The organism is Erwinia sp. INIA01 (assembly GCF_025947915.1).
In the GTDB taxonomy this organism is placed as follows: domain Bacteria; phylum Pseudomonadota; class Gammaproteobacteria; order Enterobacterales; family Enterobacteriaceae; genus Erwinia; species Erwinia coffeiphila.
Window position 1 is genome coordinate 43,187 of sequence record NZ_JAPDNC010000018.1, and the last position, 21,861, is coordinate 65,047.

Here is a 21,861-nt window from a genome sequence, read left to right on the forward strand (position 1 = left end):
GATGTTTAGCGTACCCGGCGCTGGCTGTGGAACAATGCCACCGCGCTGAACAGGGCCAGCAGCATCAGATAATAGCTCGGTGCCAGGCTGCTGCCGGTCAGGCTAATCAGCAGGGTACAGATCAGCGGCGCAAAGCCGCCAAACACCGTCACCGCCACGTTATAGCTGATGGCCATGCCGCTGGCGCGGGTGGTCATGGGGAACAGATCGGCCATCATCGACGGTACCGTTGAGAAGTAGACCGATTTCAGCAGCGCCATCCAGCCGACCAGCAGGATCAGCGTGGTTGGACTGGTGTGATTCACCACCAGCAGGAACGCCGGATAAATGGTTACCGCCAGCAGAATCAGCGAGCCCCACATCAGCGGCAGACGCCCGACTTTTTCCGCCCACAGCCCCATCAGCGGCGTCACCACCGTCAGAATAATCCCGGCCACCAGCGTAGCGGTAAACGCCGTCGATCCCGGCAGATGCAGGTTTTTGGTGGCGTAGGTCGGCACGTAGTTGAGCATGTAGTTCACGCCGGTGGAGATCACCATCAGCCCCATCGCCAGCAGCAGCAGGTTTTTCTGCTGGCCCATCAGCGTTTTCAGCGGCGCGGCGTGTTTTTCCTGGCTGACGAAGCTGGCCGGTTCATGCACGTGGCGGCGAATATACAGCCCTACCGGACCGATCAGCAGGCCGAAGGCGAACGGAATACGCCAGCCCCACTCCTGGATCTGCGCTTCGGTCAGCCAGGCCGTCAGCCCCAGGCCAAAGGCAGACGCCATCAGCGTACTGGCCCCCTGCGTGGCGAACTGCCAGCTGGCGATAAACGCGCGGCGCTCCGGGAAATGCTCAACCAGAAACGCGGTGGAGCTACCGAACTCGCCGCCTGCGGAGAAGCCCTGAATCAGCCTTGCCAGCAGGATCATAATCGGTGCAATCACTCCGATGCTGCTGTAGGTCGGCATCACGGTGATGATCAGCCCGCCGACCATCATCAGCATAATCGACAGCAGCAGCGCCTTCTTGCGCCCGACGCGGTCGGCGTAGGCACCCAGCACAATTGCCCCGAGCGGGCGGATCAGGAACGACACGCCGAAGCTGCCGAAGGTTAGCAGCAGCGATACAGATGGATCTTCGGTTGGGAAAAACGCATGGGCGATATAGCTGGCGAAGAAACCGTAAACCGCGATATCAAACCACTCCAGCGCGTTACCGACGCAGGTGGCAAACAGGGTTTTATACAGATTCGGCTTGACCGCCGCAGGTGTCTGAACGGTGGTACTCATTTTGCACCTCCCTGCGCACGATGGGCCTGATGGCGCGCCAGCAGTGCGCTTCCCTGTTCCCCCAGATCCCAGAACAGCCGGGTCATCATCTGTAATCCCTCGCGCGCGATGGACTTCAGCATGTGCTCATCCACCGCGTGCTGGCCGCAGGCCGGATAGGAGTGCGGCACCCACAGCGTGGGCAGGCCGAGGATATCGGCAAAGACATCATTCGGCAGCGAACCGCCCAGATTCGGCAGCAGCGCCGGTTTTTTGCCGCTGGTTTCCGCCATCAGCGCCAGCGCCCAGCCGACCAGCGGGTCGGTCGGATCAAGCCGGGTGGCCGGGGAGCCGCGCAGCACTTCAACCTCAACCTGCGGGAAACCGTGGCGATCCAGATGCTCGCGCAGGTGCTCGCCGATGTGCTGCCAGTCGGTATCCACCACAAAGCGCAGCTGGCACACCGCCGTGGCGCTGCCGGGGATGGCGTTCATCGGCCGCGCCGGGTTGCCGGTCAGGAAGCTGAGCACCTCCAGCGTATTCCAGCCGTAAAGCCGCTCGGTTGGCGTCAGCCCCGCTTCACCCCAGGCGGGATCGATAGCCGGGCCGTCGCCTTCACCCACGGTAATATCATCCAGAATAGCCTTAACCGCCGCGCTGATGGCCGGGGGTTTTAGCGCGGCCACCTGCAGCTGACCGTGCTGATTGACCAGGCAGGCCAGCGCATTCGCAAGCTGGGTGCCGGGATTGGTCAGCAGGCCGCCCCAGTTGCCCGAGTGGTAGTCGCGGTCGCGGGCGTGAATGCTCAGACGGAAGTTCACCGCCCCGCGCGAGCCGAGGAACAGCGTCGGGCGTTCCGCGTTCAGGCGCGGGCCGTCGGAGGCGATAAAGATATCGGCGGCCAGATCGGTCTGGCGATCCCGGCACAGCTGCGCCAGGCCGGGGGAGCTGACTTCCTCCCCCATTTCAAACAGGAACTTGCAGTTAAAGCCCAGCGAACCGCGCGCGGCAATCACCTGCTCCAGCGCGGCGATATTCACCGAGTGCTGGCCTTTATTATCGGCGCTGCCTCGACCGTACCAGCGGTCGCCCTCTTCCACCAGCTGCCACGGGTCCAGCCCGCTGCGCCAGTTTTCATCGTCACCGAACACCACGTCGCCGTGGCCGTAGCACAGCACGGTGGGCAGCGCGGGGGCTTCAATACGCGTCGCCAGCAGGAACGGACGCGCCGGTGCCTGCGGGTTCGGCAGCTGCTGGCAGGCAAACCCCAGCCCCTGCATCGCCGGGATCATCTCTTCGTCATAATAGCGCTGGATAATCTCATCGCGATCGTCGCGCTGGCTTTCACTGCGTATCGCCACGCGCTTCGCTAGCACGCGCTTAAACTCCCCGCTGTCAAAATACGCCGTCGCGCGGGCTACTGCCTGTTCAGCTGTCATAGACTTTTTCCGTAGTTATGTGTTGGTTTGCGTTTTAACGATCTCTTTCGCGGATCGATGTTGTTATCACTCCATCTAAGCTAATATTCAGCTTTGCCACAATTATCAAAATAACAAACGAGACTTGCTTTAAAAGCAATGCTCATCTGCACCATCACCGATCGCGCACCGTTAAAGAGCACCGCTATGCACAGCACTGAAATTCGCTATTTTCTGGCCGTTGCCAGCAGCGGCTCGCTAAGCGCCGCCAGCCAGCAGCTGTTCGTCGCCGTTTCCGCTATCAGTCGCCAGATCCAGCGGCTGGAGGCCAGAGTCGGCGCACCGCTGTTTGAGCGCCATGCGCGCGGCATGGTGCTGAACGACGCCGGGCAAATATTTGAGAACCACGTGCGGAAAAGCATGATGGATATGGAACACGCCATTGCGGAGATTAAGGGGCTGAAGGCGGTGCGGCGCATCGCGCTGCGTGTGGCCTGTACCGACGGCATGGCGTTCAGCCTGCTGCCGGTGCTGTTTACTGAGTTTCGCCAGTTACATCCGGGGGTCAGCTTTCATCTGACGGTAGGCAGCGCGCTGGAGGTGGCGGAAGTGATTCGCCGTGGCGAATGCGACGTCGCCTTTCAGTTCAGCCTGCACCCGGAGCGCGGCGTGGATGTGGTGGCCGCCTGGTCTGCACCGGTGCTGCTGGTGATGCAGCAAAATCACCCGCTGGCACATCAGCGGATTCAACTGTCCGACCTGCTGGCCTGGCCGCTGGCGCTGCCGGATGCGGGCACCACGGTGCGTCAGCTTTTCGATCTCTCCTGCCGGATGAGCGGCACCTTTGTGGAGCCCACTCTGACCTGTAATAACTTCAGCACGCTCTACTCCTTCCTGCTGAGCACGCCGCAGGCCATCACCATCTGCAGCCAGTTTACGGTGATGTACCAGGCCGAAGAACAGGGCCTGGTACTGAAGTCGCTCGGCAGCGAACAGCTCAGCCAGCGCTCGCTACAGGTGCAAACCGCGATTGGCCGCCCGCACTCCGCCGCGCTGGCGCTGTTCCTGGAATTCGCCCAGCATGAGCTGAAGCAGCAGGATGAACGTATAAGAACGCGTTACGACTTTTAGCGATTATTTAATATCCACCGGATAGAAAATATGTTTGCCGAACGGATCAACCTCATAGCCGCTGACCTCTTTGCGCACCGGCTCAAAGATCGTTGAGTGAGCAATCATCACCGCCGGGGCCTGGTCGTGCATAATCTGCTGCGCTTCGCGGTACATCTCCACGCGTTTTTCGTGGTTCTGCTCGGCGCGGGCTTTGGTAATCAGCTGGTCAAACGGCTGATAGCACCATTTCGACGAGTTCGAACCGCCGTTAGCCGAAGTACAGCTAAACAGCGGGCCGAAGAAGTTGTCCGGGTCGCCGGTGGCGGTGGTCCATCCCATCAGCGCCGCCTGATGCTCGCCGTTTTTCACCCGTTTGAGGTATTCGCCCCACTCAAAGGTGACGATAGTGGCTTTGATGCCGACCTTCTGCCAGTCCGCCTGAATCATCTCCGCCATACGTTTAGCATTCGGATTATACGGGCGCTGAACCGGCATCGCCCACAGCTCAACGGCGGTGCCCGGCGCGATACCCGCTTCTTTTAGCAGTGTTTTCGCCTTTTCCGGATCGTATGCGTAGTCCTGCATATCTTCGGCGGCGCTCCACACGCCCGGCGGCAGCAGGTTTTTCGCAGCGGTGCCGGTCCCCTGGAAGACTGCCTCAATAATCGCCGGTTTGTTGATCGCCAGCGTCAGCGCCTGGCGCACTTTGACGTTATCCATCGGCGCTTTCTGGGTGTTGAACGCGAGGAAGCCAGTGTTCAGCCCGGCTTTCTGCTCCAGAGTGATATTCGGGTTTTCACCCAGCCGCTTCAGGTCGGCGGGATTAGGGAACGGCATCACCTGGCACTCGTTTTTCTCCAGCTTGGCGGCACGCACCGAAGCATCCGGCACGATGCTGAAGACCAGTCGGTCAAGCTTCGCCTTGCCCTGCCAGTATTCCGGGAAGGCGCGGTAGAGAATGCGCGAGTCCTTCTGATACTGCACCAGCTCGAACGGACCGGTGCCGATCGGCACGCTGTCCACCTTCTCCGGCGTACCGGCTTTCAGCATCGCGTCGGCATATTCGGCAGAGAGAATCGAGGCAAAGTACCAGGCCAGATCGGCAAGGAACGGCGCTTCGGCATGAGCAAGCGTAAAGCGTACGGTGTGGTCGTCCACTTTCTCGATATTTTTCAGCAGCGAACCAAACTCCAGGCTTTCGAAGTTGGCATAGGTGCCGTTAGAGACATTGTGATAGGGGTTGGCCGGATCTTTCTGGCGCATAAACGAGAAGATCACATCATCGGCGTTAAAATCGCGCGTGGGCTTAAACGCTTTGTTGCTCTGAAACTTGACGCCCTTGCGCAGATGGAAGGTGTACACCGTACCGTCTTCAGAGATATCCCAGCTTTCCGCCAGGCTTGGGATCAGTTCGGTGGTGCCCGGCGTAAAGTCCACCAGCCGGTTGTAAACCGGCACCGCGCTGGCATCCACGCTGGTGCCGGAGGTGTAAAGCTGCGGGTTAAAGTTTTCCGGCGATCCTTCAGAACAGTACACCAGTGTTTTTGCCGATGCCGCAGAGGCCATTGAGATTGCCAGCGCCGTCAACAGCGTGCCCAGTACCGCTTTCTTCATCTCCATCCTCGCTTTTTATTTGACATTGTCAGGGGGTGGTGCGTAAAACCAGAGAGTATCTGAGTGATAAATATGACATAAATACAGCGATATGCTGAGCAACGATTAAGGAATCCTGATGACTGACTCCCTCGCGCAGAAGCTGACCGACCGTTTTTACCGCTATCTGGCGGTCACCAGCCAGAGCGATGCCGCCGCCACCATCCTGCCCAGTACGCCCGAACAGCACGACATGGCCCGGCTGCTGGCGGAAGAGCTGACCCAGCTGGGTTTGCAGGATGTGGTAATCGATGAATTTGCCACCGTGACCGCCGTCAGGCCGGGCAATACGCCGGGCGCACCGAAAATCGGCTTCATAACCCATATCGATACCGTCGACGTTGGCCTGTCGCCGCATATTCATCCGCAGACGCTGCGTTTTGAGGGTAAAGATCTGTGCCTGAATAAGGAGCAGGACATCTGGCTGCGCACCGCTGAGCACCCGGAGATCAACGCCTATCTCGGCCAGGAGATTATTTTCAGCGACGGTACCTCGGTGCTGGGCGCGGACAACAAAGCCGCCGTCACCGTAGCGATGACGCTGCTGGAACATCTGCCTGCCGATGCCCCGGTTGGCGATATCGTGATGGCTTTTGTGCCGGATGAAGAGATCGGCCTGCGCGGCGCTAAGGCGCTGGACCTGGAATCCCGTTTTAAGGTGGATTTTGCTTATACCATTGACTGCTGCGAGCTGGGCGAAGTGGTGTATGAGAACTTTAACGCGGCGGCGGCAGAGATCCGCCTGACCGGCGTGACCGCGCACCCGATGTCCGGCAAGGGTGTGCTGGTCAACCCACTGCTGATGGCGTGGGATTTTATCGGCCACTTCGATCGCCAACAGACGCCGGAGCACACCGAGGGCCGCGAAGGCTACACCTGGTTTAACGATATGCATGCCAACGCCAGCGAAGCGGTGCTGAAGGCATCCATTCGCGATTTCGATCTGGCAAGCTTCGCCGGACGCAAGCAGCAGATCCACGATGTGGCGGAGATTATTCGTAAAAGCTATCCGACCGGGCGCGTTGAGGTGAGCATCAGCGATACCTACAGCAATATCAGCAACGCCATTGGTGAAGATCGCCTGCCCATCGATCTGATTTTTGCGGCGCTGGAGGAGATTGGCGTAGAGCCGAAGGTGATCCCGATGCGCGGCGGCACCGACGGCGCGGCGCTGTCGGCGAAAGGTCTGCTGACGCCGAATTTCTTTACCGGCGCGCATAATTTCCATTCTAAGTTTGAGTTTCTGCCGATTCCCTCGTTTGTGAAGTCCTACGAGCTGGCGGAGAAAATCTGCCTGCTGGCGGCACGTCCTTTCGTTAAGTAACCTGTTAGCGGGCAGGCTCTGCCCGCTTCTGTATCAATGACCCGCCGCCCGGCGCGGCTGTCAGTCACCGATTTTCATGCTGTTATTCCTCGTAAACGTATACGCGCAGGCGGTGACCGTCCGGGTCGCTGCAGGTAAAGGTATAGCCGAAGTCCATTTCGCTCGGCTGCTGGAGGATTTCCGCGCCGTGCTGCTGCCACAGGCGGCAGCAGGCATCCACTTCTGCGCGGCTTCCGAGGGTGAAGACCAGTTCCGACTGGCTTGGGCCTTTGGTTGCCGGCGGCTGGGTGTCGTCGATTGCCCACAGTCCCAGGCGGCTGGTTTGCAGGACGAACATGTAGTAGATGTCCTCCGTCACGACCGGTTCGGTCTGGAACAGGCGCTGGTAGAATTCGGCGCTTTTTTTCGGGTTTTCGACGTAGAGGATGGTGTAATTGAGTGCGTTCATGGTGATTTCCTTTCATTTCGTGGGTTGGTTTGATGTCGGGAAGGATAGCGTTGGGGGGTGACAGTTTCTGTCAGTAGGGATGAGCTGGGTGTGTGCTCGCACTAACGGGTTGGATATGTTGCCTGTGAGTTTAGTGTCCACGCTGGTGGGCGGGTGTCTTACTGCCGGGCCGGTCCTCGCGCAGCTTCGCTGTGCCTTCTCTTCGTTCGTCAGCCTCACGGACCGCCGCAGACGCGCGTCCTGCGCGGCTGCGTCTTTTGCCCACGTCCATGTGGGCAAATCCGGGCTTCCTCTCTGCGTTCAGCGCTGCGGATGGCCCTTCAGTAAGCCACCTGCCCACCTGCTTTGCTGCATAAGCGTCTGCTGTATGGAAATGAAAGAATCACAATTCAGTAATTCAGGCATCGACATCTGGTGAAAAGAAAGCACTCTTTATATTGAAGCCTTGCAGATAGGCTTTGCGGGAAAACACCGGTTAATTACAGAATTGATATGTCCAGGACCTGGGAATATACCGACGATCACGATGTTTAAAATAGCGAGCAGATTACCCTGCAGCAGCAGTAGATACTGGGCCCCGACCATCAATGTAATCGCAACGATCAGCAAAAATCCTGTTCGATCAGACAAAGTTAAACGACAGGAATTTAATACAGCGAGCAGATTGCCCAAAGGGGGGGCAGCCTCTGCTGCTGCGTAAGGGCATCCGCAGCGCCGAGGTGAAGCCATTGAGCCAGGAGACGCCAACAGGGATGTTGGCGTCAGGCCGGGTTTGAACAGGGATGTTCAATCCTGGCCGGTCCGACCGGCACAATGGCGTAACCGAGGGCACCGCAACGCGGCGCGAGGACCGCCCTGGAGCAGCAGCAGAGGCTGGGCACCGACCACCAATGTAACCGCAACGATCAGCAAAAACCCTGTTCAATAAGACAAAGTTACACAACAGGAATTTCATACAACGAGCAGATTGCCCACAGAGGCTATGCACCGAGCACCAATTTCATCGCAAAAAAAACCGCCATCCCCAAGGATAACGGCCAGATAAATGCTCACTCTCCGGCATCTCGCAAAGCGGCATGCCGGAGGTTTAATGGGCTTACTTCACAGAAACATCAATACCCGGGAAATACTTCGCTGCCAGCTTGGTGATCGTACCGTCGGTCTGCACCTTGGTAATCGCCGCATCCAGCTCGCCCTTCAGCTTGGTATCGTCCTTACGCAGACCGAAACCAATACCGGTGCCAAGAATCGTATCGTCCTCAACCGCTTTGCCAATAAAACCGAATCCCTTGCCCTGTGGCTTATCGAGGAAACCAGACTGGCCCGCCGCAGACATCACCAACGTACCGTCCAGACGACCGGCAACCATATCGTTATAAACCTGGTTCTGATCCTGATAGGAGGTTACGGTCACGCCATTCGGCTCCCAGTGCTGCTTGGCGTAAGTTTCCTGAATGGAGCCCTGCAGAACGCCGATGCTCTTACCCTTCAGTGCTTCCGCGGTCGCATCCTTCAGGCCTGCATCGGTTTTACCCACCAGCATGCTTGGAATACGGTAGATAGGCTTGGTGAAGCCGATGCTCTTTGCACGCGCTTCGGTAATATTCATCGCCGAGTTGATGGCGTCGAACTTCTTCGCCGACAGTGCCGGGATCAGCGCATCAAAACTACTCTCCACCCAGCTGCACTTAAAGTTACCGGCCTGGCAAATCGCGTTGCCCAGATCGATATCAAACCCTTCCAGCTGACCGGACGCGTTGCGGCTTTCAAACGGCGGATACTGAGATTCCAGACCGTAACGCAGCGTTTCCTGCGCCAGCGCGGAGACGGATGTCAGCAGGCCAATTGCCACAAACAGCGCATTCAATTTCTTCATTCACTTCCCCTTATGATTTTGATTAGCGAGGCTTGACCTGGCAGAGCGCGCGTGCACCAGCCTGCAAGGTGGCTTCGTCTTTTGCGAAAGAGAGACGGATCAGTTTATTGTCGGTTCCATCGGTATAAAACGCCGACAGTGGGATAGTTGCCACACCGTAATCAACGATGAGACGTTGTACCATTTCACTGTCCGTTTCGTCACTGAAATCCGCATAGCTGGCCAGCATAAAGAACGATCCGGCGGACGGCAGCAGGGTAAACGGCGAATCCTTCAGCAGCGAAGCCATCAAATCGCGTTTTTGCTGATAAAACGCCCCTAACCCGAGATAGTTTTCCGGCTGTTGCAGATAGTCGGCAAACGCTACCTGCATCGGCGTATCGGCAGAGAACATCATAAACTGATGCACTTTCACCACTTCTTCCATCAGCTCTGCCGGAGCCAGCAGATAACCGACTCGCCAGCCGGTAACGTGGAAGGTTTTACCGAAGGAGGAGACAATCACGCTGCGCTGCGCCAGTTCGGGATGCGTCGCCATGCCGTTATGTTTGCGGCCATCAAACAGAATATGTTCATAAACTTCGTCGGAGAGCACCACGATATCGGTGTTGCGGGTCAGTGCGGCAAGGCGGTCAAGATCCTCGCGGCTCAGCACCTGTGAACTTGGGTTGTGCGGCGTATTAATGATAATCATCCGGGTGCGCGAGGTGATCGCCGCGCTGACTTCATCCCAGTTAATGGCGAAATCCGGGACCTGAAGCTTCAGACCGATCGGGGTGGCACCCTGCAGGCGAACGATGGGCGCATAGCTGTCGAAAGCCGGTTCGAAGAAGATCACTTCATCGCCAGGATGCACCAGCCCGGCAATCGCCGAGTACAGCCCTTCGCTGGCGCTGGCGGTGATCAGCACTTCGCTGGCAACATCATATTTTTGGCCGTAAAGCGTTTCGACTTTCTCCGCCAGAATCTGCTTCAGGGCCGCGACTCCGGTCATCGGCGCATACTGGTTATGGCCCTGCTGCATTGCCCTGCTGACGCCCGCTACCAGTGCCGGGTCGCAGGGGAAATTGGGCGCACCCTGCGAAAGGTTAATCGCCTTATGCTGCGCGGAAAGCTGGCCGATCACCGTGAAAATGGTGGTGCCGACGTCGGGTAATTTTGAGCGCTGCTGCACCGAAGAGGTGATAGTCATGGAAGCTCCAGTCAGAGGGTAAACCGTCGGGTGAACTTGCTTATGCTATTCAACGTGGCGAGGCTTGAGGCGACAAGCGAATTGTTGTCATAATAGCTATGACTTTTAAACATAGCTCAGGGTGTACCTATGTCCCAGCGTCCGCTGCCGCTGAACGCCATTCACGCTTTTATTGTCACCGCACGCCACCTCAATCTGACCCGTGCCGCAGGGGAACTGTGCATCACTCAGGGGGCCGTCAGCCGTAAGATCGCTTCACTGGAAGCCTGGCTGGGCTTCAGCCTGTTCGATCGCCACGCGCGTGGGCTGCGCCTGACGCCGCAGGGTTCCGCCCTGCTCCCCGCGTTACAGGCAGGCTATCAGCAGATTTTCGACGCCGCACAGGCCAGCAGGCAACAGGCGGTAATTCGGCTTAAGGCCCCGACCTGCGCCATGCGCTGGCTGCTGCCGAAGCTGGTAGCGCTGGAGAAACTGCGGCCCGAGCTGCACGTTTCGCTGACTACCACCGTCGATCACAGCATTCTGCTGGAACACTATGATGCTGCGATCCTTTACGGCAGCAGCGGGCGCGGCCTGCGTCTGTTCGAGGAGGAGCTGACGCCGGTTCTCGCAGGTGGCCTGCTGACTTCACGTTCCGCAGATGCCGCTACGCTGACCGCCATGACTTTTTTGCATCCCACCGCCGACAGCCGCGACTGGCAGCTGTGGCTGAAATCGCAGCAGATGTCCATTGCCATGCAGCGCAATCAGCATTTCGCCACCATGGATCTGGCAATCAGCGCGGCCATTCAGGGCTACGGCGTGACGGTGGCGGACGTCACGCTGATTGCGGAAGATCTGGCTATGCAGCGGCTGGTTGCGCCATTCAGCGGCAGAGTGAAAACCGGCGCGGCTTACAGCCTGCTCCGCCGACCGGCAGAAGAGTCACCGCCGCTGTTGGATGAGCTGGTAGCGTGGCTTTCTTCGCACGAGTAAACGGTCCTTAGCGCAGAAAAATGAGTCAGGCAGGTCACTTACGTTTCGCTCCCGGCTGGTGAAAATTGATTTGCAGATTATGCTGATAGGAGGCCGATCCTGACGTATGTCACCATCGCCAGCCTGCGGCATACGCCTTTTGCCGCCGAGCATTTCTTCATAACGTTAAGGACTTCACTTATGTTCTCCTCGCTTAATAACGGTTTTACCCGGATCAGCGATCACCCCGATCTGGGCAGGCTGGTACTGCGCGTTTCGCTGGGCGCACTGCTGCTGTTTCATGGCGTATTTAAACTACAGCATGGAGTGGGCTGGATTGCCGGGCTGTTGCAGGCTCACAACGTTCCCGGACTGGTGGCTTACGGTGCCTATATTGGCGAGGTTCTGGCCCCGGCGATGATGATTATCGGGCTGATGACCCGCCCTGCGGCGTTTATTATTGTGATTAACCTGGTGGTCGCCACGCTGCTGGTGAAAACCGGCGCATTCTGGGACCGCACTTCGGTCGGTGCCTGGGCGCTGGAGGGTGAAGCGCTGTATCTGTTTGGCGCGCTGGCAGTGATGCTGCTGGGACCCGGGCGCTTTACGATAGTGCAGGACAGTCGCCTGCAATAAAAGAAAAACCACCTCTGAAATAGAGGTGGTTTTGATTCATGATGACCTGTTGCAAGCGTTTCTCAACGATGCTCAGGACGAAACAATGCGCGCCACGTCGTTAATATTGCCGGTGAGGATATTCACCAGGTTCGACACGCCAATCCGCTGATTTTCCTGCATCGAGAAATCTGAGTAAAAGGCAGCATGCGGCGTAATAACAACGTTATCCCGGCCGACCAGCGGCGATCTGGCAATGTACTCATCACTCTCTTCAACCAGCACATCAAGCCCGGCACCAAATATCAAATTGTTGTCGAGGGCCTCAACCAGCGCCTCTTCATCGATCATCTGACCGCGCGAAACGTTGATAACAATTGGCCTCTGTTCCATTTTGGCAAACGCCTCGCGGTCCAGAATATTTACATTGCCAGCGTTAAGCGACATGGTTAAGCAGATGAAATGACTCTCTTTTAGCAGTCGATCTTTATCTACCAGCGTTATGCCCAGGCCCTCCGCCACTGCTGCCGGGCAGGACGGGGAGAAGGCAATCACCTTCATGCCGAAACCCTGTGCTTTCCTGGCAACGGCCTGGCCGATTTTCCCCAGCCCCATAATGCCGAAGGTGCTCCCTTCCAGCCTGAACATGCCGCTGACGCAGTTGAAGGCATATTTCTGCTTCTGCTCGATGCTGCGCCCGTACGCCTTGATATTCCTCGCCACGGCCAGGCCCAGCGTCATGGCATGTTCACTGACCTCCTGCGTGCAGTATTCAGCAATCACCGCTACCTGAACGTTATTGCGGCTGGCGGACTGCAGGTCGATAAAATTATAACCGGTCGCATTAATCGAAATGCCTTTCAGCCTGCGGCAGGCGGAAATCATGTCATCGGTAAAGGTCACATAGGAAGTCATAATGCCATCTGCATCGGCGATAACTTCGTTTAATGCCTGATTATCGCCGTTGTATTCATGGATAATCACCTCGGTATTCTGACCCAGCTGCTGCTTAAACAAATTAATTTCAGCGGCGACGTCTCTGTCGAGCGATTCTTTATGATCGCAAATCACTATTTTCATTAGAGGAACTCTTTAGATTGCTGCTATTAATTATTCACCAGACGCTCGGAAATTCGATTTTTCTTTACGGCATTTCTCGACAGAACCCATAGAGATAAAATAACCGACAGCACAGCCAGGCAGGCGAGGCTCAGGAAGATTATTTTATACGCGATCATGGTATCCGCACCCTGGTATTTATCCAGCACCTTTCCGTAAACGGTATTCATAAACAGATCCGGTGAATAGCTAATAATTGAAGCAAAGCCGATAGCCGTTCCCGATACCTTGACGGGGACATTAATTTCTTTAAATGACGAGAACATAATGCCGTACATTGACATGACCAGCCAGCCCGGAATAATTGAAATGATACTGGTTAGCTGAAGATTGTCACCGCCGACCATTACCGTAGCGACAATAGAGACGGCCAGCAGAATCGAACCATACATAATCCATTTTAGCGTCGATTTGAAAACTTTATCCGCCAGGTAGCCACCTATTGGCGAGGCAATCATCATCGCCATATTAATTCGCAGAATACTGAGCTCGGCGGAATTATCGGCTGACATCCCCAGCCAGGTCAGATACGGCGTATAATAAGAGCTACAGGTATAAACCGCATAGATACAGAAGAAGATAATCGACACCATCCACACCGAGGGATTTTTTACCACTAGTGAAAGGTCGGCGAATTTAAATTTATCTTCTTCTTTCGTTTCTGACTTTTCGAATCCTTTCAGGAAGAACATCAGGGCAATGGCCGACACACCGGTAAAGCAGGCCATCAGCAGCACGGCCATAAACAGTCCATGGCTGCCGCCGCCGGAATAGCCAAATACTTTCAGACACAGATAATTAATTATCGCCGTTGCGGCACCGTTGGCGCTGTAATAGATGCCATACATTAACCCCTGATCCTGCTCCTCGCTGATTATCCTTACCGCCTTAAGTACGGCGGACCAGAAAACAAACCCGGAAGCAAAGGCCATCAGGAACCAGACCACCAGTGCCGAGGCAAAGTTAAAGAAGAAAGCAAATATCAGCGTTAACGCGGTGGCTGCGAACAAGGAAGCCACCACGGAAATACGCGGCGACAGTTTGTCGGCCAGAATACCCCCTGGAATATACAGCGCCACACAGCCGAGAGAATACGCCGTCAACAGTAAACCGGAATCGGCATTACCAATACCGAGTGAGGTTAATACGTCATCATAAAAAATATATTTAAGATAGGGAAAGACAAATATCGCACCACCGGAAAAACCCAACAGAAGGAGGGTTATATACTTCTTATACTTTGGCATAATTAAGCACCCTGTAATGTTTGCAACACGCTTTTAAATTTGTCGATAAAGACTTTATTTTGTTCTTCCGTTCCGATCGTCACCCGCAGATGGTTCTGGTAGCCCCAGCCGCCGCACGGACGCACAATCACGCCTTGCTGCAGCAGCCGATTGGCAATATCACTCGCTGCAAAATCCGTAGAGAAAAAGACAAAGTTGGTGTCAGACTCGCTGCACGCACAGCCCGCCTCTCGCAGTTCCGCAATCATGCTTTCGCGGGAGGCGATAAGCCGGTTGCCATAGCTGATGCAGGTCGCCAGATCTTCCGTCAGCACGCTGACCGCGCCGGCCAGACCGATGCGGTTGGCGTTAAACGGCTCGCTAATGGTGTCGTAGGCGGTGATCACCTCGGGCCGGGCAATGCAGTAGCCAATTCGCCCGCCCGCCAGACCAAAATATTTCGACAGCGTACCGACTTTAATAATTTTTTTACCTTCACTAATCAGGCGGGTTACATCAATCAGATGGTCCTGTTTGGCAAATTCAATATAGGCTTCATCTAATATCACCCATACGTGGTTCGGTAGTGCGTCAATAAAGGCGTAAAATTCATTGCGGTCAACGGTAGTGCCGGTGGGATTGTTTGGATTACAAACCCAAATCAGCTTTGTTTTTTCACTCACCGCGGCAGCCATTGCCTGCAGATCCAGGCGGAATTCGCCGTCCAGTGGGATCTGTTTTACCTCAGCCCCCATCCCTTTTGATATTTCGTTATACAGGCCGTAAGTTTCTTTCGGAACAATTACTTCATCGCCGTGGCTGATAAAAGTTTTAGCCAGTGTATCGAGTACGCCTCCGGCTCCGTGACCTAAACCAATATTTTCCGCAGCCAGATTATTTCTTTCTGCCAGAATAGATTTCAGGCGGATAAAGTTTTTCTCCGGATAGCTGTTAATTTTCAGCACTTCATCCATCATTCGTTTCGTGGAAAGATGAAAAGGTGCATAAGGGTTTTCATTGGACCCCAGTTTAATGGCGCTGGATAAACCATACTCTTCCATTACATCTTCCATACTTTTACCTGCGGCATAAGGCACGCAGTTGTACACTTCTTTTCTTACTTCCTTAATCATATTATCCCCTGAAAATTTTCTAATTATGATGCAAACATTCCGGCACGGAAGCCTTTGATCCATGCCTGACAGATTGATACGGCATCTTCTGGTTTAAATGCGTGTGAGTTAAGACAGCTTTCCACCCATAAACCATCGAGCATTGATGAAAATGAAATACTGGCCAGTCGGATATTACATTCCGTACTGTTGTCTTGCCGCCACAGGTCGCCAAGTAGCTGTGAAAGAAACTCAAGATAGCAGGCGTAGGTTAATGAGTGAGATTTGTCAATTTCCGGGCTGTATCTCGTCATTCCCCAAAACACTATCCACGCATTGAGCAAATCGGGGTCAAGAATTGATGGATTAAAACTCTCCCGAATAAACACCTCAATTCTTTTAGCAGGATCGGCAATTTCACCTTCACAGGTTTCTTTTAGGGAAATCAGAATGCCACCCGCCATTGATTCATAGGCTGCGGATATTAATTTTTCCAGACTGCCAAAATGGTGATTAATCAACCCGACGGAAACCTTCGCCTCATCAGCTATTTTTCTTACCGATAATCCTTTGTACCCTTCCTTTTTCAGGCAGGTTAAAGCGGCGGAGATAAGTTCCGATTGTCGTTGTATTACCGTCATCTGATGTGCCTGTTGATTTATTTAAACCCTGCGATTGATTATTAACTTACACAGCGTTGAACACTCGTTCAATCTCTTTTTTCGTCGTAAAAAAGGCCTGGAGACGATCGCACCATAGTGGGGAGCGATGTTTAGTTTTGGCATTAATGATAAGAAATAAAACGACGCAAATAGAACGAGTTAATGCGGCATCGAACCAATTTGGTGCACAGGCACCAAAATAAAGCGTCAGATATTTTTTTATCAGGCAGGTAAAAAATGAAGGGACAGAAGGTGGGGAGTGAGAGAAATGTCGATCTTTACTGACAAAACCGGGAGCGATGCTCCCCCTGATTTTGTCTGCCAGCGGCCGCGAGGCAGTTGTTTTGCCCCGCTATGGCCGGTAACCATAACGCGATTTTGCCACCAGCATCAGCGTAGTCAGGACTGCGGGGATGGCCAGGAAGGAAAAGACATCGGTAATATTCCAGCCCATCGACAACATCTGCGCACCGGCAAAAGCACTGATGATCGCCCCGACTCGCCCCACTCCGTGCATCCAGCTGGAACCGGTAGCTCGCGCTCGCGTTGGATAGTAGCTGGCGGACAGTGCATTCATTCCGGTATTCGCTCCGTTAAGGCAGAAGCCGCTACAAAAAGCGATACAGCTCAGCACCAGAACGTCTGCTGGCGCATAGCCGATACACACGGTAGCAATCGCACCGGTGAAATAGATTGCCGCCAGTGCCAGATTGGCGTTAAAGCGATCCATTACCCAGCCAGCAAATAGTGAACCAATCGTCCCCCCCGCCTGATACATCGCCGTGACCAGCGCGGCCTGGGTGACCGTCATACCAATGTCTTTGACCAGCGACGGCAGCCAGCTGCCGATCAGATAGACCAGGAACAGCCCCATAAAATAGCTGCCCCACAGCATTACGCTGCCAAACAGATACTGTCGGGACAGCACCAGACGCACGGCTCCTCCGGTTGTGGCTATTTCGCTAAGGGCAAAACGGCAACGATCGGTCGTCATTCCGGGGTGCATCTTTTCGACAATCCGGCGAATTTTCCAGGCTGGAGCATTGCGCGTCATCATAAAACGCACGGATTCAGGCAGCCAGCGGAGTAAGAACGGCACAATCATCAGCGGCAAAACGCCGCCCAGAATGAGTACCGAATGCCAGCCATAGTGAGGGATCAGCCACGAGGCGGCAAAACCGCCGCTGGCGGCTCCAAAGGTAAAGCCGCAAAACACCACGGTGATAAGGAACGCGCGTTTGCGCTCGGGGGAATATTCCGCCACCAGCGTACCGACATTAGGCATCGCAGCCCCAAGCCCTAAACCGGTGAGAAAACGGAACAGCATTAGCTGATCGAGGTTCTGTGAAAATGCGGTTGCCAGCGTCCACAGGCCAAAGAAAAACACGCTGCTGATAATCAGCACCCGTCTGCCAAACCGATCGGCCAGCGGCCCGGCAAACATTGCGCCCAGCGCAAGGCCAATCAGAGCGGCGCTGATGACCGCACCCAACTGATGATTGCTGACACCCCACGCCGTTTTCAACGCCGGAGCGATAAAGCCCATCAGCGCAATATCCATTCCGTCCATGGCGACAACGGCAAAACTCAGTGCAATGATGCACTTCTGGTAACGGCTTAATGCATTGCGGTTGATTAATGCATGAATATCGATGGCCGCGGTACTGTTCACTGCGTACTCCCCTGGCTTGCCGATCGTCACCCCGCTCCAGCATGCTAAGCGGGTTTCTGCGGCCTCAGGGCCCTGCTGCGCGATCAAGCGGAAAAATAGCCCGTTATCATAACGGATTGTTATGAAGTTCTCCTGATTAATTGCATGTACTTTCAACCTCAGTAATGCATAAGCACACATTAAGGATGGGTGATTTAACGCCCTGAAAAGTAATAGTTACCGGGCTATACGGAGCAAATGTTAATTAAATTTTGCAATAAGGTTAACAAAAACCGCAACGCAAGCTTGCCAGTAATACCGCCAGATTACTAATCTGAGCTATGAATAAAAATTATCAATTTAATCAGCGCATTCGACTGCGCCACCTGCATACCTTTGTTGCCGTTGCGCAGCAGGGCACCCTCGGCCGCGCTGCGGAAACCCTGTCGCTAAGCCAGCCCGCGCTGTCAAAAACGCTAAATGAACTGGAAGAGCTGGCCGGAGCCAGACTGTTCGAACGGGGTCGGCTTGGCGCACAGCTGACCATGATGGGCGAACAGTTTCTCACTCACGCGGTTAAAGTGCTTGATGCGCTCAATCATGCCGGACAGTCCTTTAATACGCCGTTACCGCAGGAGCCGGAAGTGCTGCGGGTTTGCGTGTTAACTACCGTGGCGCTCGGCATGCTGCCTTCTATTCTCGATCGCTTCCATCAGCAGCGGCCACAAACCATTGTACAGGTGGCAACGCTGCACAATAACGTACTGATAGCCGGGCTGAAAGCCGGGGAATTTGATGTGGGCATCGGCCGCATGGCCGACACCGAACTGATGGCCGGACTGACTTATGAACTGCTGTTCCTGGAATCACTGCGGCTGGTGGTTCGCCCCGATCATCCGCTGATGAGTGACAACGTCACGCTTTCCCGCGCAATGTCCTGGCCAGTGGTGATCTCACCTGAGGGTACTGCCCCGCGCAGGCTGGCGGAAACCATGCTGAAAGAACAGGGATGCAGCCTGCCGCCCACGCTGGTCGAAACCTCGGCCACGTCACTGGCTCGCCAGCTGGCGCTACGCTACAACTATGTCTGGTTTGTTCCTTCCGGCGCGATTAAGGAGGATCTGTTGCACAATTCCCTTGCCGCACTGCCCGTGGCATCACACGGACCGGGAGAGCCGGTCGGTATTCTTACCCGCTCCGGCGTTCCGCTCAGCCTGAGCACAGAGATATTGCTGGCGACTATTCGAAAATCGCACTCTGGTTAGAACGTCAACGAGCGCGGCGGGCGTTTTGCTCTCGGTTTTCCAGCCGCGCCCGTTCGCTTTTACGCAGCGCAACGTAACACGCACCGCTACCGCCATGGTGAGGCTGAGCGCTGCAAAAGGCCTGCACTTCATCAAACTGCTGTAACCAGCGCATCAGGTAGCTGCGAATAATGTTGGCATGAGACGTGTCGTGCCGCGCTTTGCCGTGGATTATCAGCAAATTACGGATATCATCTCGCAGTGCCTGGCGCATAAACAGGTACAGCATCTGGCGACTGTTTTCTGCCGATTGCTTGATGAGATTAAGATTAAGCTGCGGTGGATATTTGCCCTGTCGAAGTTTATCGAGTACCCCCGGCTGTATACCGTCAGCAATAAACTCCAGCGGCTGCGTGCCCGGCACAACTTCCAGCAATCCGATGGTCAACGGATTATCCAACTGTTCTTCCCACTGCCGATCTCTTGGGGGTTTAGCGGAGGGCGATTTCTGCCACATAATCGTGCTGCAGTCTTTCAGCGGTGTGACATCTTCCATCGCGTGGCGGAAGATGTCGCTTTCATCAGGGTTAAAGGTCATTACTCACTCCTTTTACTGGCACCTGCGGCGCGACAATTCAGCGCATGACGTTTTAACGCCTAACGGGAAGTTTAGCAAGATAGAAAGCGGCAAGGCAAAAATTGCGCCAGCATCGCTTTTTGATGGGCGAAATAATTCCACAGTTAAGTGTAAATTATGATGGCAAAGAGCAGAGCAATACTCTACAGCGCATGATTACAATGGCACAGATCAATGAAAAATCGCTAAATAAGCAGATTTAAGTTTGTTAATGGATTGTTTTTTATCATACATTTCACTAGGATAGCTTTTAATAATGACATCCTTAATCTTTATGTGGCTAAAACTGCTCTGATGAGTTTCATTTTGTAAGTCAAAACGGTAAAATTGATATCAGTCAATAATCATAGAGCGTACATTATGATTCCAGAAAAGAGAATTATCAGTCGACGCATACAATCAGGTGGTTGTGCTATTCACTGCCAGGATTGCAGCATCAGTCAACTCTGCATCCCCTTCACGCTAAACGAACACGAACTTGACCAGCTTGATAATATTATTGAGCGCAAGAAGCCAATTCAAAAAGGCCAGACGCTGTTCAAAGCCGGCGACGAACTCAAGTCGTTATATGCCATCCGCTCCGGCACCATTAAAAGCTATACCATCACCGAACAGGGTGACGAACAGATTACCGGTTTCCACCTGGCGGGCGATCTGGTTGGCTTTGACGCGATCAGCGGCAGTCAGCATCCCAGCTTTGCGCAGGCGCTGGAAACCGCGATGGTGTGTGAAATCCCCTTCGAGACCTTAGATGACCTGTCCGGTAAAATGCCGAGCCTGCGCCAGCAGATGATGCGGCTGATGAGCGGCGAGATTAAAGGTGACCAGGAGATGATCCTGTTACTGTCGAAGAAAAATGCCGAAGAACGCCTTGCCGCGTTTATCTACGGTCTTTCTCGTCGTTTTGGACAGCGCGGTTTTTCTCAGCGCGAGTTCCGTCTGACCATGACGCGGGGCGATATCGGTAACTACCTGGGATTGACGGTAGAAACTATTAGCCGTTTGCTTGGCCGCTTTCAGAAAAATGGAATGCTGGCGGTGAAAGGCAAATATATCACTATTGAAAATCATGAAATCCTCTCCCAGCTTGCCGGCCAAAGCAGGGCAATCGCCTGACGATTTGCCGGGTCAATATTTGTTATTTTATTGATCCGGCAATATCTTTTCCCCTTTTTCCTTTTGTCTGATTGGGCTATCTTTAACTTACACGCTCGGTGTATGGAGAACCCATTATGGCTAACTATCAAAACATCCTTGTGGCTATCGATCCGCAGCAGGACGACCAGCCTGCCCTGCGGCGCGCGGTGTATCTGAATCAGCGCCTTGGCGGTAAGATTACCTGTTTTCTTCCGATCTATGATTTCTCCTACGAGATGACCACTTTGCTGTCGCCTGACGAACGCTTAACGATGCGTAAAGGCGTGATCAGCCAGCGCACTGAGTGGATTCGCCAGCAGGCGCAGGCCTATCTGGCCGCCGGTGTGCAAATCGATATCAAAGTGGTATGGCACAACCGCCCCTTCGAAGCGATTATTCAGGAAGTACTGAACAACCAGCACGATCTGGTGATCAAAATGACCCATCAGCACGATCGCCTGCAGGCGGTGGTGTTTACCCCAACCGACTGGCACCTGCTGCGTAAATGCCCTTGCCCGGTCTGGATGGTGAAAGACCAGGCCTGGCCAGAGGGCGCGAAAGCGCTGGTCGCCGTCAACCTCGCCAGCGAAGAGCCGCATCACGATCCGTTGAACACCAAGCTGGTGCGGGAAACGCTGGACCTGGCCGAGCGGGTAAACCATACCGAAGTACACCTGGTCGGTGCCTATCCGGTAACGCCAATCAATATCGCCATTGAACTGCCCGATTTTGACCCAAGCGTCTATAACGATGCAATTCGTGGGCAGCATCTGGTGGCAATGAAGGCGCTACGTCAGTCATTCAGCATTGACGAGAAATTCACCCATGTGGAAAAGGGTTTACCGGAGGAAGTGATCCCGGAACTGGCCGACCATCTTTCAGTGGGGGTCGTGGTCCTGGGCACTATTGGCCGCACCGGCCTCTCCGCTGCCTTCCTTGGCAACACCGCAGAACAGGTCATCGACCACCTGCGCTGTGACCTGTTAGCCATCAAACCTGACGGTTTTACTTCACCGGTGGAACTGGACGACGACGAAGACGATTAATCTGACTACAGGCGCAGTCGCTGAGATATGCGCGGCTGCGCCTGGCCACTTGTAAATGATATTGTGTTAACCGTTTATCGATCCCATGAAAGCCCGGTGCTCTCTGCTCTCTGCTCTCTGCTCTCTGCTCTCTGCTCTCTGCTCTCTGCTCTCTGCTCTCTGCTCTCTGCTCTCTGCTCTC

The 21,861-nt window shown here is 54.7% G+C and carries 19 protein-coding genes; 7 read left to right on the forward strand and 12 right to left on the reverse strand.

All coding sequences use genetic code 11. From position 1 onward, the window contains the following. Positions 1 to 5 precede the first annotated feature (5 nt). Together OMR58_RS23545 and OMR58_RS23550 are read right to left on the reverse strand one after the other, a co-directional pair. Complete coding sequence (locus tag OMR58_RS23545; protein WP_264547125.1) at positions 6 to 1,274, reverse strand: MFS transporter; 1,269 nt, start codon at positions 1,272 to 1,274, stop codon at positions 6 to 8. Beyond that, positions 1,271 to 2,692, reverse strand: a complete 1,422-nt coding sequence (locus OMR58_RS23550) for a M20 family metallopeptidase (RefSeq protein ID WP_264547126.1) — start codon at positions 2,690 to 2,692, stop codon at positions 1,271 to 1,273. The genes OMR58_RS23545 and OMR58_RS23550 overlap by 4 nt, the downstream gene beginning before the upstream one ends. 186 nt (positions 2,693 to 2,878) lie before the next feature. Here OMR58_RS23550 and OMR58_RS23555 point away from each other — a divergent pair, with 186 nt between their 5' ends. Then, the gene (locus OMR58_RS23555) at positions 2,879 to 3,802 is read left to right on the forward strand and encodes a LysR family transcriptional regulator (protein ID WP_200546921.1); all 924 of its coding nucleotides are present in this window, start codon (positions 2,879 to 2,881) and stop codon (positions 3,800 to 3,802) included. 3 nt (positions 3,803 to 3,805) lie between these two features. Here OMR58_RS23555 and OMR58_RS23560 read toward each other — a convergent pair whose 3' ends face one another. Beyond that, a complete protein-coding gene (locus OMR58_RS23560) occupies positions 3,806 to 5,398 on the reverse strand; it encodes an ABC transporter substrate-binding protein (RefSeq protein ID WP_264547127.1) in 1,593 nt (530 codons plus the stop codon). A gap of 118 nt (positions 5,399 to 5,516) precedes the next feature. Between OMR58_RS23560 and pepT the strand changes: the two genes are divergently transcribed. Continuing rightward, on the forward strand, positions 5,517 to 6,761 hold the full coding sequence (gene pepT / locus OMR58_RS23565) for a peptidase T (RefSeq protein ID WP_264547128.1): 1,245 nt from the start codon (positions 5,517 to 5,519) through the stop codon (positions 6,759 to 6,761). An 82-nt stretch (positions 6,762 to 6,843) separates the two neighbouring features. On the opposite strand, the gene OMR58_RS23570 is transcribed toward pepT, so the two are convergent. The 3 genes from OMR58_RS23570 to OMR58_RS23580 all read right to left on the reverse strand — a co-directional run bounded on the left by OMR58_RS23570 (position 6,844) and on the right by OMR58_RS23580 (position 10,277). Further along, on the reverse strand, positions 6,844 to 7,209 hold the full coding sequence (locus OMR58_RS23570) for a VOC family protein (protein WP_264547129.1): 366 nt from the start codon (positions 7,207 to 7,209) through the stop codon (positions 6,844 to 6,846). 1,096 nt (positions 7,210 to 8,305) lie between these two features. Next, positions 8,306 to 9,085: a transporter substrate-binding domain-containing protein gene (locus OMR58_RS23575; protein ID WP_105594639.1), complete on the reverse strand. Its 780-nt coding sequence runs from the start codon at positions 9,083 to 9,085 to the stop codon at positions 8,306 to 8,308. A gap of 22 nt (positions 9,086 to 9,107) precedes the next feature. Beyond that, a complete protein-coding gene (locus OMR58_RS23580) occupies positions 9,108 to 10,277 on the reverse strand; it encodes a methionine aminotransferase (RefSeq protein WP_264547130.1) in 1,170 nt (389 codons plus the stop codon). Positions 10,278 to 10,406: 129 nt separating this feature from the next. Between OMR58_RS23580 and OMR58_RS23585 the strand changes: the two genes are divergently transcribed. Beyond that, positions 10,407 to 11,252: a LysR family transcriptional regulator gene (locus OMR58_RS23585; RefSeq protein ID WP_264547131.1), complete on the forward strand. Its 846-nt coding sequence runs from the start codon at positions 10,407 to 10,409 to the stop codon at positions 11,250 to 11,252. Between the two features lie 180 nt (positions 11,253 to 11,432). Continuing rightward, positions 11,433 to 11,867 (forward strand): DoxX family protein, encoded by a 435-nt coding sequence (locus OMR58_RS23590; RefSeq protein WP_264547132.1) that lies wholly within the window; start codon positions 11,433 to 11,435, stop codon positions 11,865 to 11,867. 72 nt (positions 11,868 to 11,939) lie between these two features. On the opposite strand, the gene OMR58_RS23595 is transcribed toward OMR58_RS23590, so the two are convergent. The 5 genes from OMR58_RS23595 to OMR58_RS23615 form a co-directional block, all read right to left on the reverse strand. Then, entirely contained in the window at positions 11,940 to 12,926 is a 987-nt protein-coding gene (locus OMR58_RS23595; protein WP_264547133.1) for an NAD(P)-dependent oxidoreductase, read from the reverse strand. Positions 12,927 to 12,952: 26 nt separating this feature from the next. Continuing rightward, positions 12,953 to 14,212, reverse strand: coding sequence for an MFS transporter (locus tag OMR58_RS23600; protein ID WP_264547134.1), 1,260 nt, complete (start codon positions 14,210 to 14,212; stop codon positions 12,953 to 12,955). Between the two features lie 2 nt (positions 14,213 to 14,214). Next, entirely contained in the window at positions 14,215 to 15,324 is a 1,110-nt protein-coding gene (gene hisC, locus OMR58_RS23605) for a histidinol-phosphate transaminase (RefSeq protein WP_264547135.1), read from the reverse strand. A gap of 23 nt (positions 15,325 to 15,347) precedes the next feature. Then, complete coding sequence (locus tag OMR58_RS23610) at positions 15,348 to 15,944, reverse strand: TetR/AcrR family transcriptional regulator (RefSeq protein WP_264547136.1); 597 nt, start codon at positions 15,942 to 15,944, stop codon at positions 15,348 to 15,350. A gap of 373 nt (positions 15,945 to 16,317) precedes the next feature. Next, a complete protein-coding gene (locus OMR58_RS23615) occupies positions 16,318 to 17,637 on the reverse strand; it encodes an MFS transporter (RefSeq protein ID WP_105594735.1) in 1,320 nt (439 codons plus the stop codon). A gap of 320 nt (positions 17,638 to 17,957) precedes the next feature. On the opposite strand from OMR58_RS23615, the gene OMR58_RS23620 reads away from it, so the two are divergent. Further along, a complete protein-coding gene (locus OMR58_RS23620; RefSeq protein ID WP_264547137.1) occupies positions 17,958 to 18,881 on the forward strand; it encodes a LysR substrate-binding domain-containing protein in 924 nt (307 codons plus the stop codon). A 4-nt stretch (positions 18,882 to 18,885) separates the two neighbouring features. Here OMR58_RS23620 and smrA read toward each other — a convergent pair whose 3' ends face one another. Further along, on the reverse strand, positions 18,886 to 19,458 hold the full coding sequence (smrA, locus tag OMR58_RS23625) for a DNA endonuclease SmrA (protein ID WP_264547138.1): 573 nt from the start codon (positions 19,456 to 19,458) through the stop codon (positions 18,886 to 18,888). Positions 19,459 to 19,857: 399 nt separating this feature from the next. Between smrA and OMR58_RS23630 the strand changes: the two genes are divergently transcribed. Continuing rightward, positions 19,858 to 20,613: an FNR family transcription factor gene (locus OMR58_RS23630; RefSeq protein WP_105594649.1), complete on the forward strand. Its 756-nt coding sequence runs from the start codon at positions 19,858 to 19,860 to the stop codon at positions 20,611 to 20,613. Between the two features lie 116 nt (positions 20,614 to 20,729). Beyond that, a complete protein-coding gene (gene uspE, locus OMR58_RS23635; RefSeq protein ID WP_200546933.1) occupies positions 20,730 to 21,680 on the forward strand; it encodes a universal stress protein UspE in 951 nt (316 codons plus the stop codon). Positions 21,681 to 21,861: the final 181 nt, after the last annotated feature.

Coding starts and splice junctions, on each gene's coding strand:
- OMR58_RS23550 (WP_264547126.1), bottom strand. CDS start 2,692: ATGACAGCTGAACAGGCAGTAGCCCGCGCGACGGCGTATTTTGACAGC.
- OMR58_RS23545 (WP_264547125.1), bottom strand. CDS start 1,274: ATGAGTACCACCGTTCAGACACCTGCGGCGGTCAAGCCGAATCTGTAT.
- pepT (WP_264547128.1), top strand. CDS start 5,517: ATGACTGACTCCCTCGCGCAGAAGCTGACCGACCGTTTTTACCGCTAT.
- OMR58_RS23590 (WP_264547132.1), top strand. CDS start 11,433: ATGTTCTCCTCGCTTAATAACGGTTTTACCCGGATCAGCGATCACCCC.
- OMR58_RS23620 (WP_264547137.1), top strand. CDS start 17,958: ATGAATAAAAATTATCAATTTAATCAGCGCATTCGACTGCGCCACCTG.
- OMR58_RS23610 (WP_264547136.1), bottom strand. CDS start 15,944: ATGACGGTAATACAACGACAATCGGAACTTATCTCCGCCGCTTTAACC.
- OMR58_RS23630 (WP_105594649.1), top strand. CDS start 19,858: ATGATTCCAGAAAAGAGAATTATCAGTCGACGCATACAATCAGGTGGT.
- OMR58_RS23585 (WP_264547131.1), top strand. CDS start 10,407: ATGTCCCAGCGTCCGCTGCCGCTGAACGCCATTCACGCTTTTATTGTC.
- OMR58_RS23595 (WP_264547133.1), bottom strand. CDS start 12,926: ATGAAAATAGTGATTTGCGATCATAAAGAATCGCTCGACAGAGACGTC.
- hisC (WP_264547135.1), bottom strand. CDS start 15,324: ATGATTAAGGAAGTAAGAAAAGAAGTGTACAACTGCGTGCCTTATGCC.
- OMR58_RS23560 (WP_264547127.1), bottom strand. CDS start 5,398: ATGAAGAAAGCGGTACTGGGCACGCTGTTGACGGCGCTGGCAATCTCA.
- OMR58_RS23575 (WP_105594639.1), bottom strand. CDS start 9,085: ATGAAGAAATTGAATGCGCTGTTTGTGGCAATTGGCCTGCTGACATCC.
- OMR58_RS23580 (WP_264547130.1), bottom strand. CDS start 10,277: ATGACTATCACCTCTTCGGTGCAGCAGCGCTCAAAATTACCCGACGTC.
- OMR58_RS23600 (WP_264547134.1), bottom strand. CDS start 14,212: ATGCCAAAGTATAAGAAGTATATAACCCTCCTTCTGTTGGGTTTTTCC.
- OMR58_RS23555 (WP_200546921.1), top strand. CDS start 2,879: ATGCACAGCACTGAAATTCGCTATTTTCTGGCCGTTGCCAGCAGCGGC.
- uspE (WP_200546933.1), top strand. CDS start 20,730: ATGGCTAACTATCAAAACATCCTTGTGGCTATCGATCCGCAGCAGGAC.
- OMR58_RS23570 (WP_264547129.1), bottom strand. CDS start 7,209: ATGAACGCACTCAATTACACCATCCTCTACGTCGAAAACCCGAAAAAA.
- smrA (WP_264547138.1), bottom strand. CDS start 19,458: ATGACCTTTAACCCTGATGAAAGCGACATCTTCCGCCACGCGATGGAA.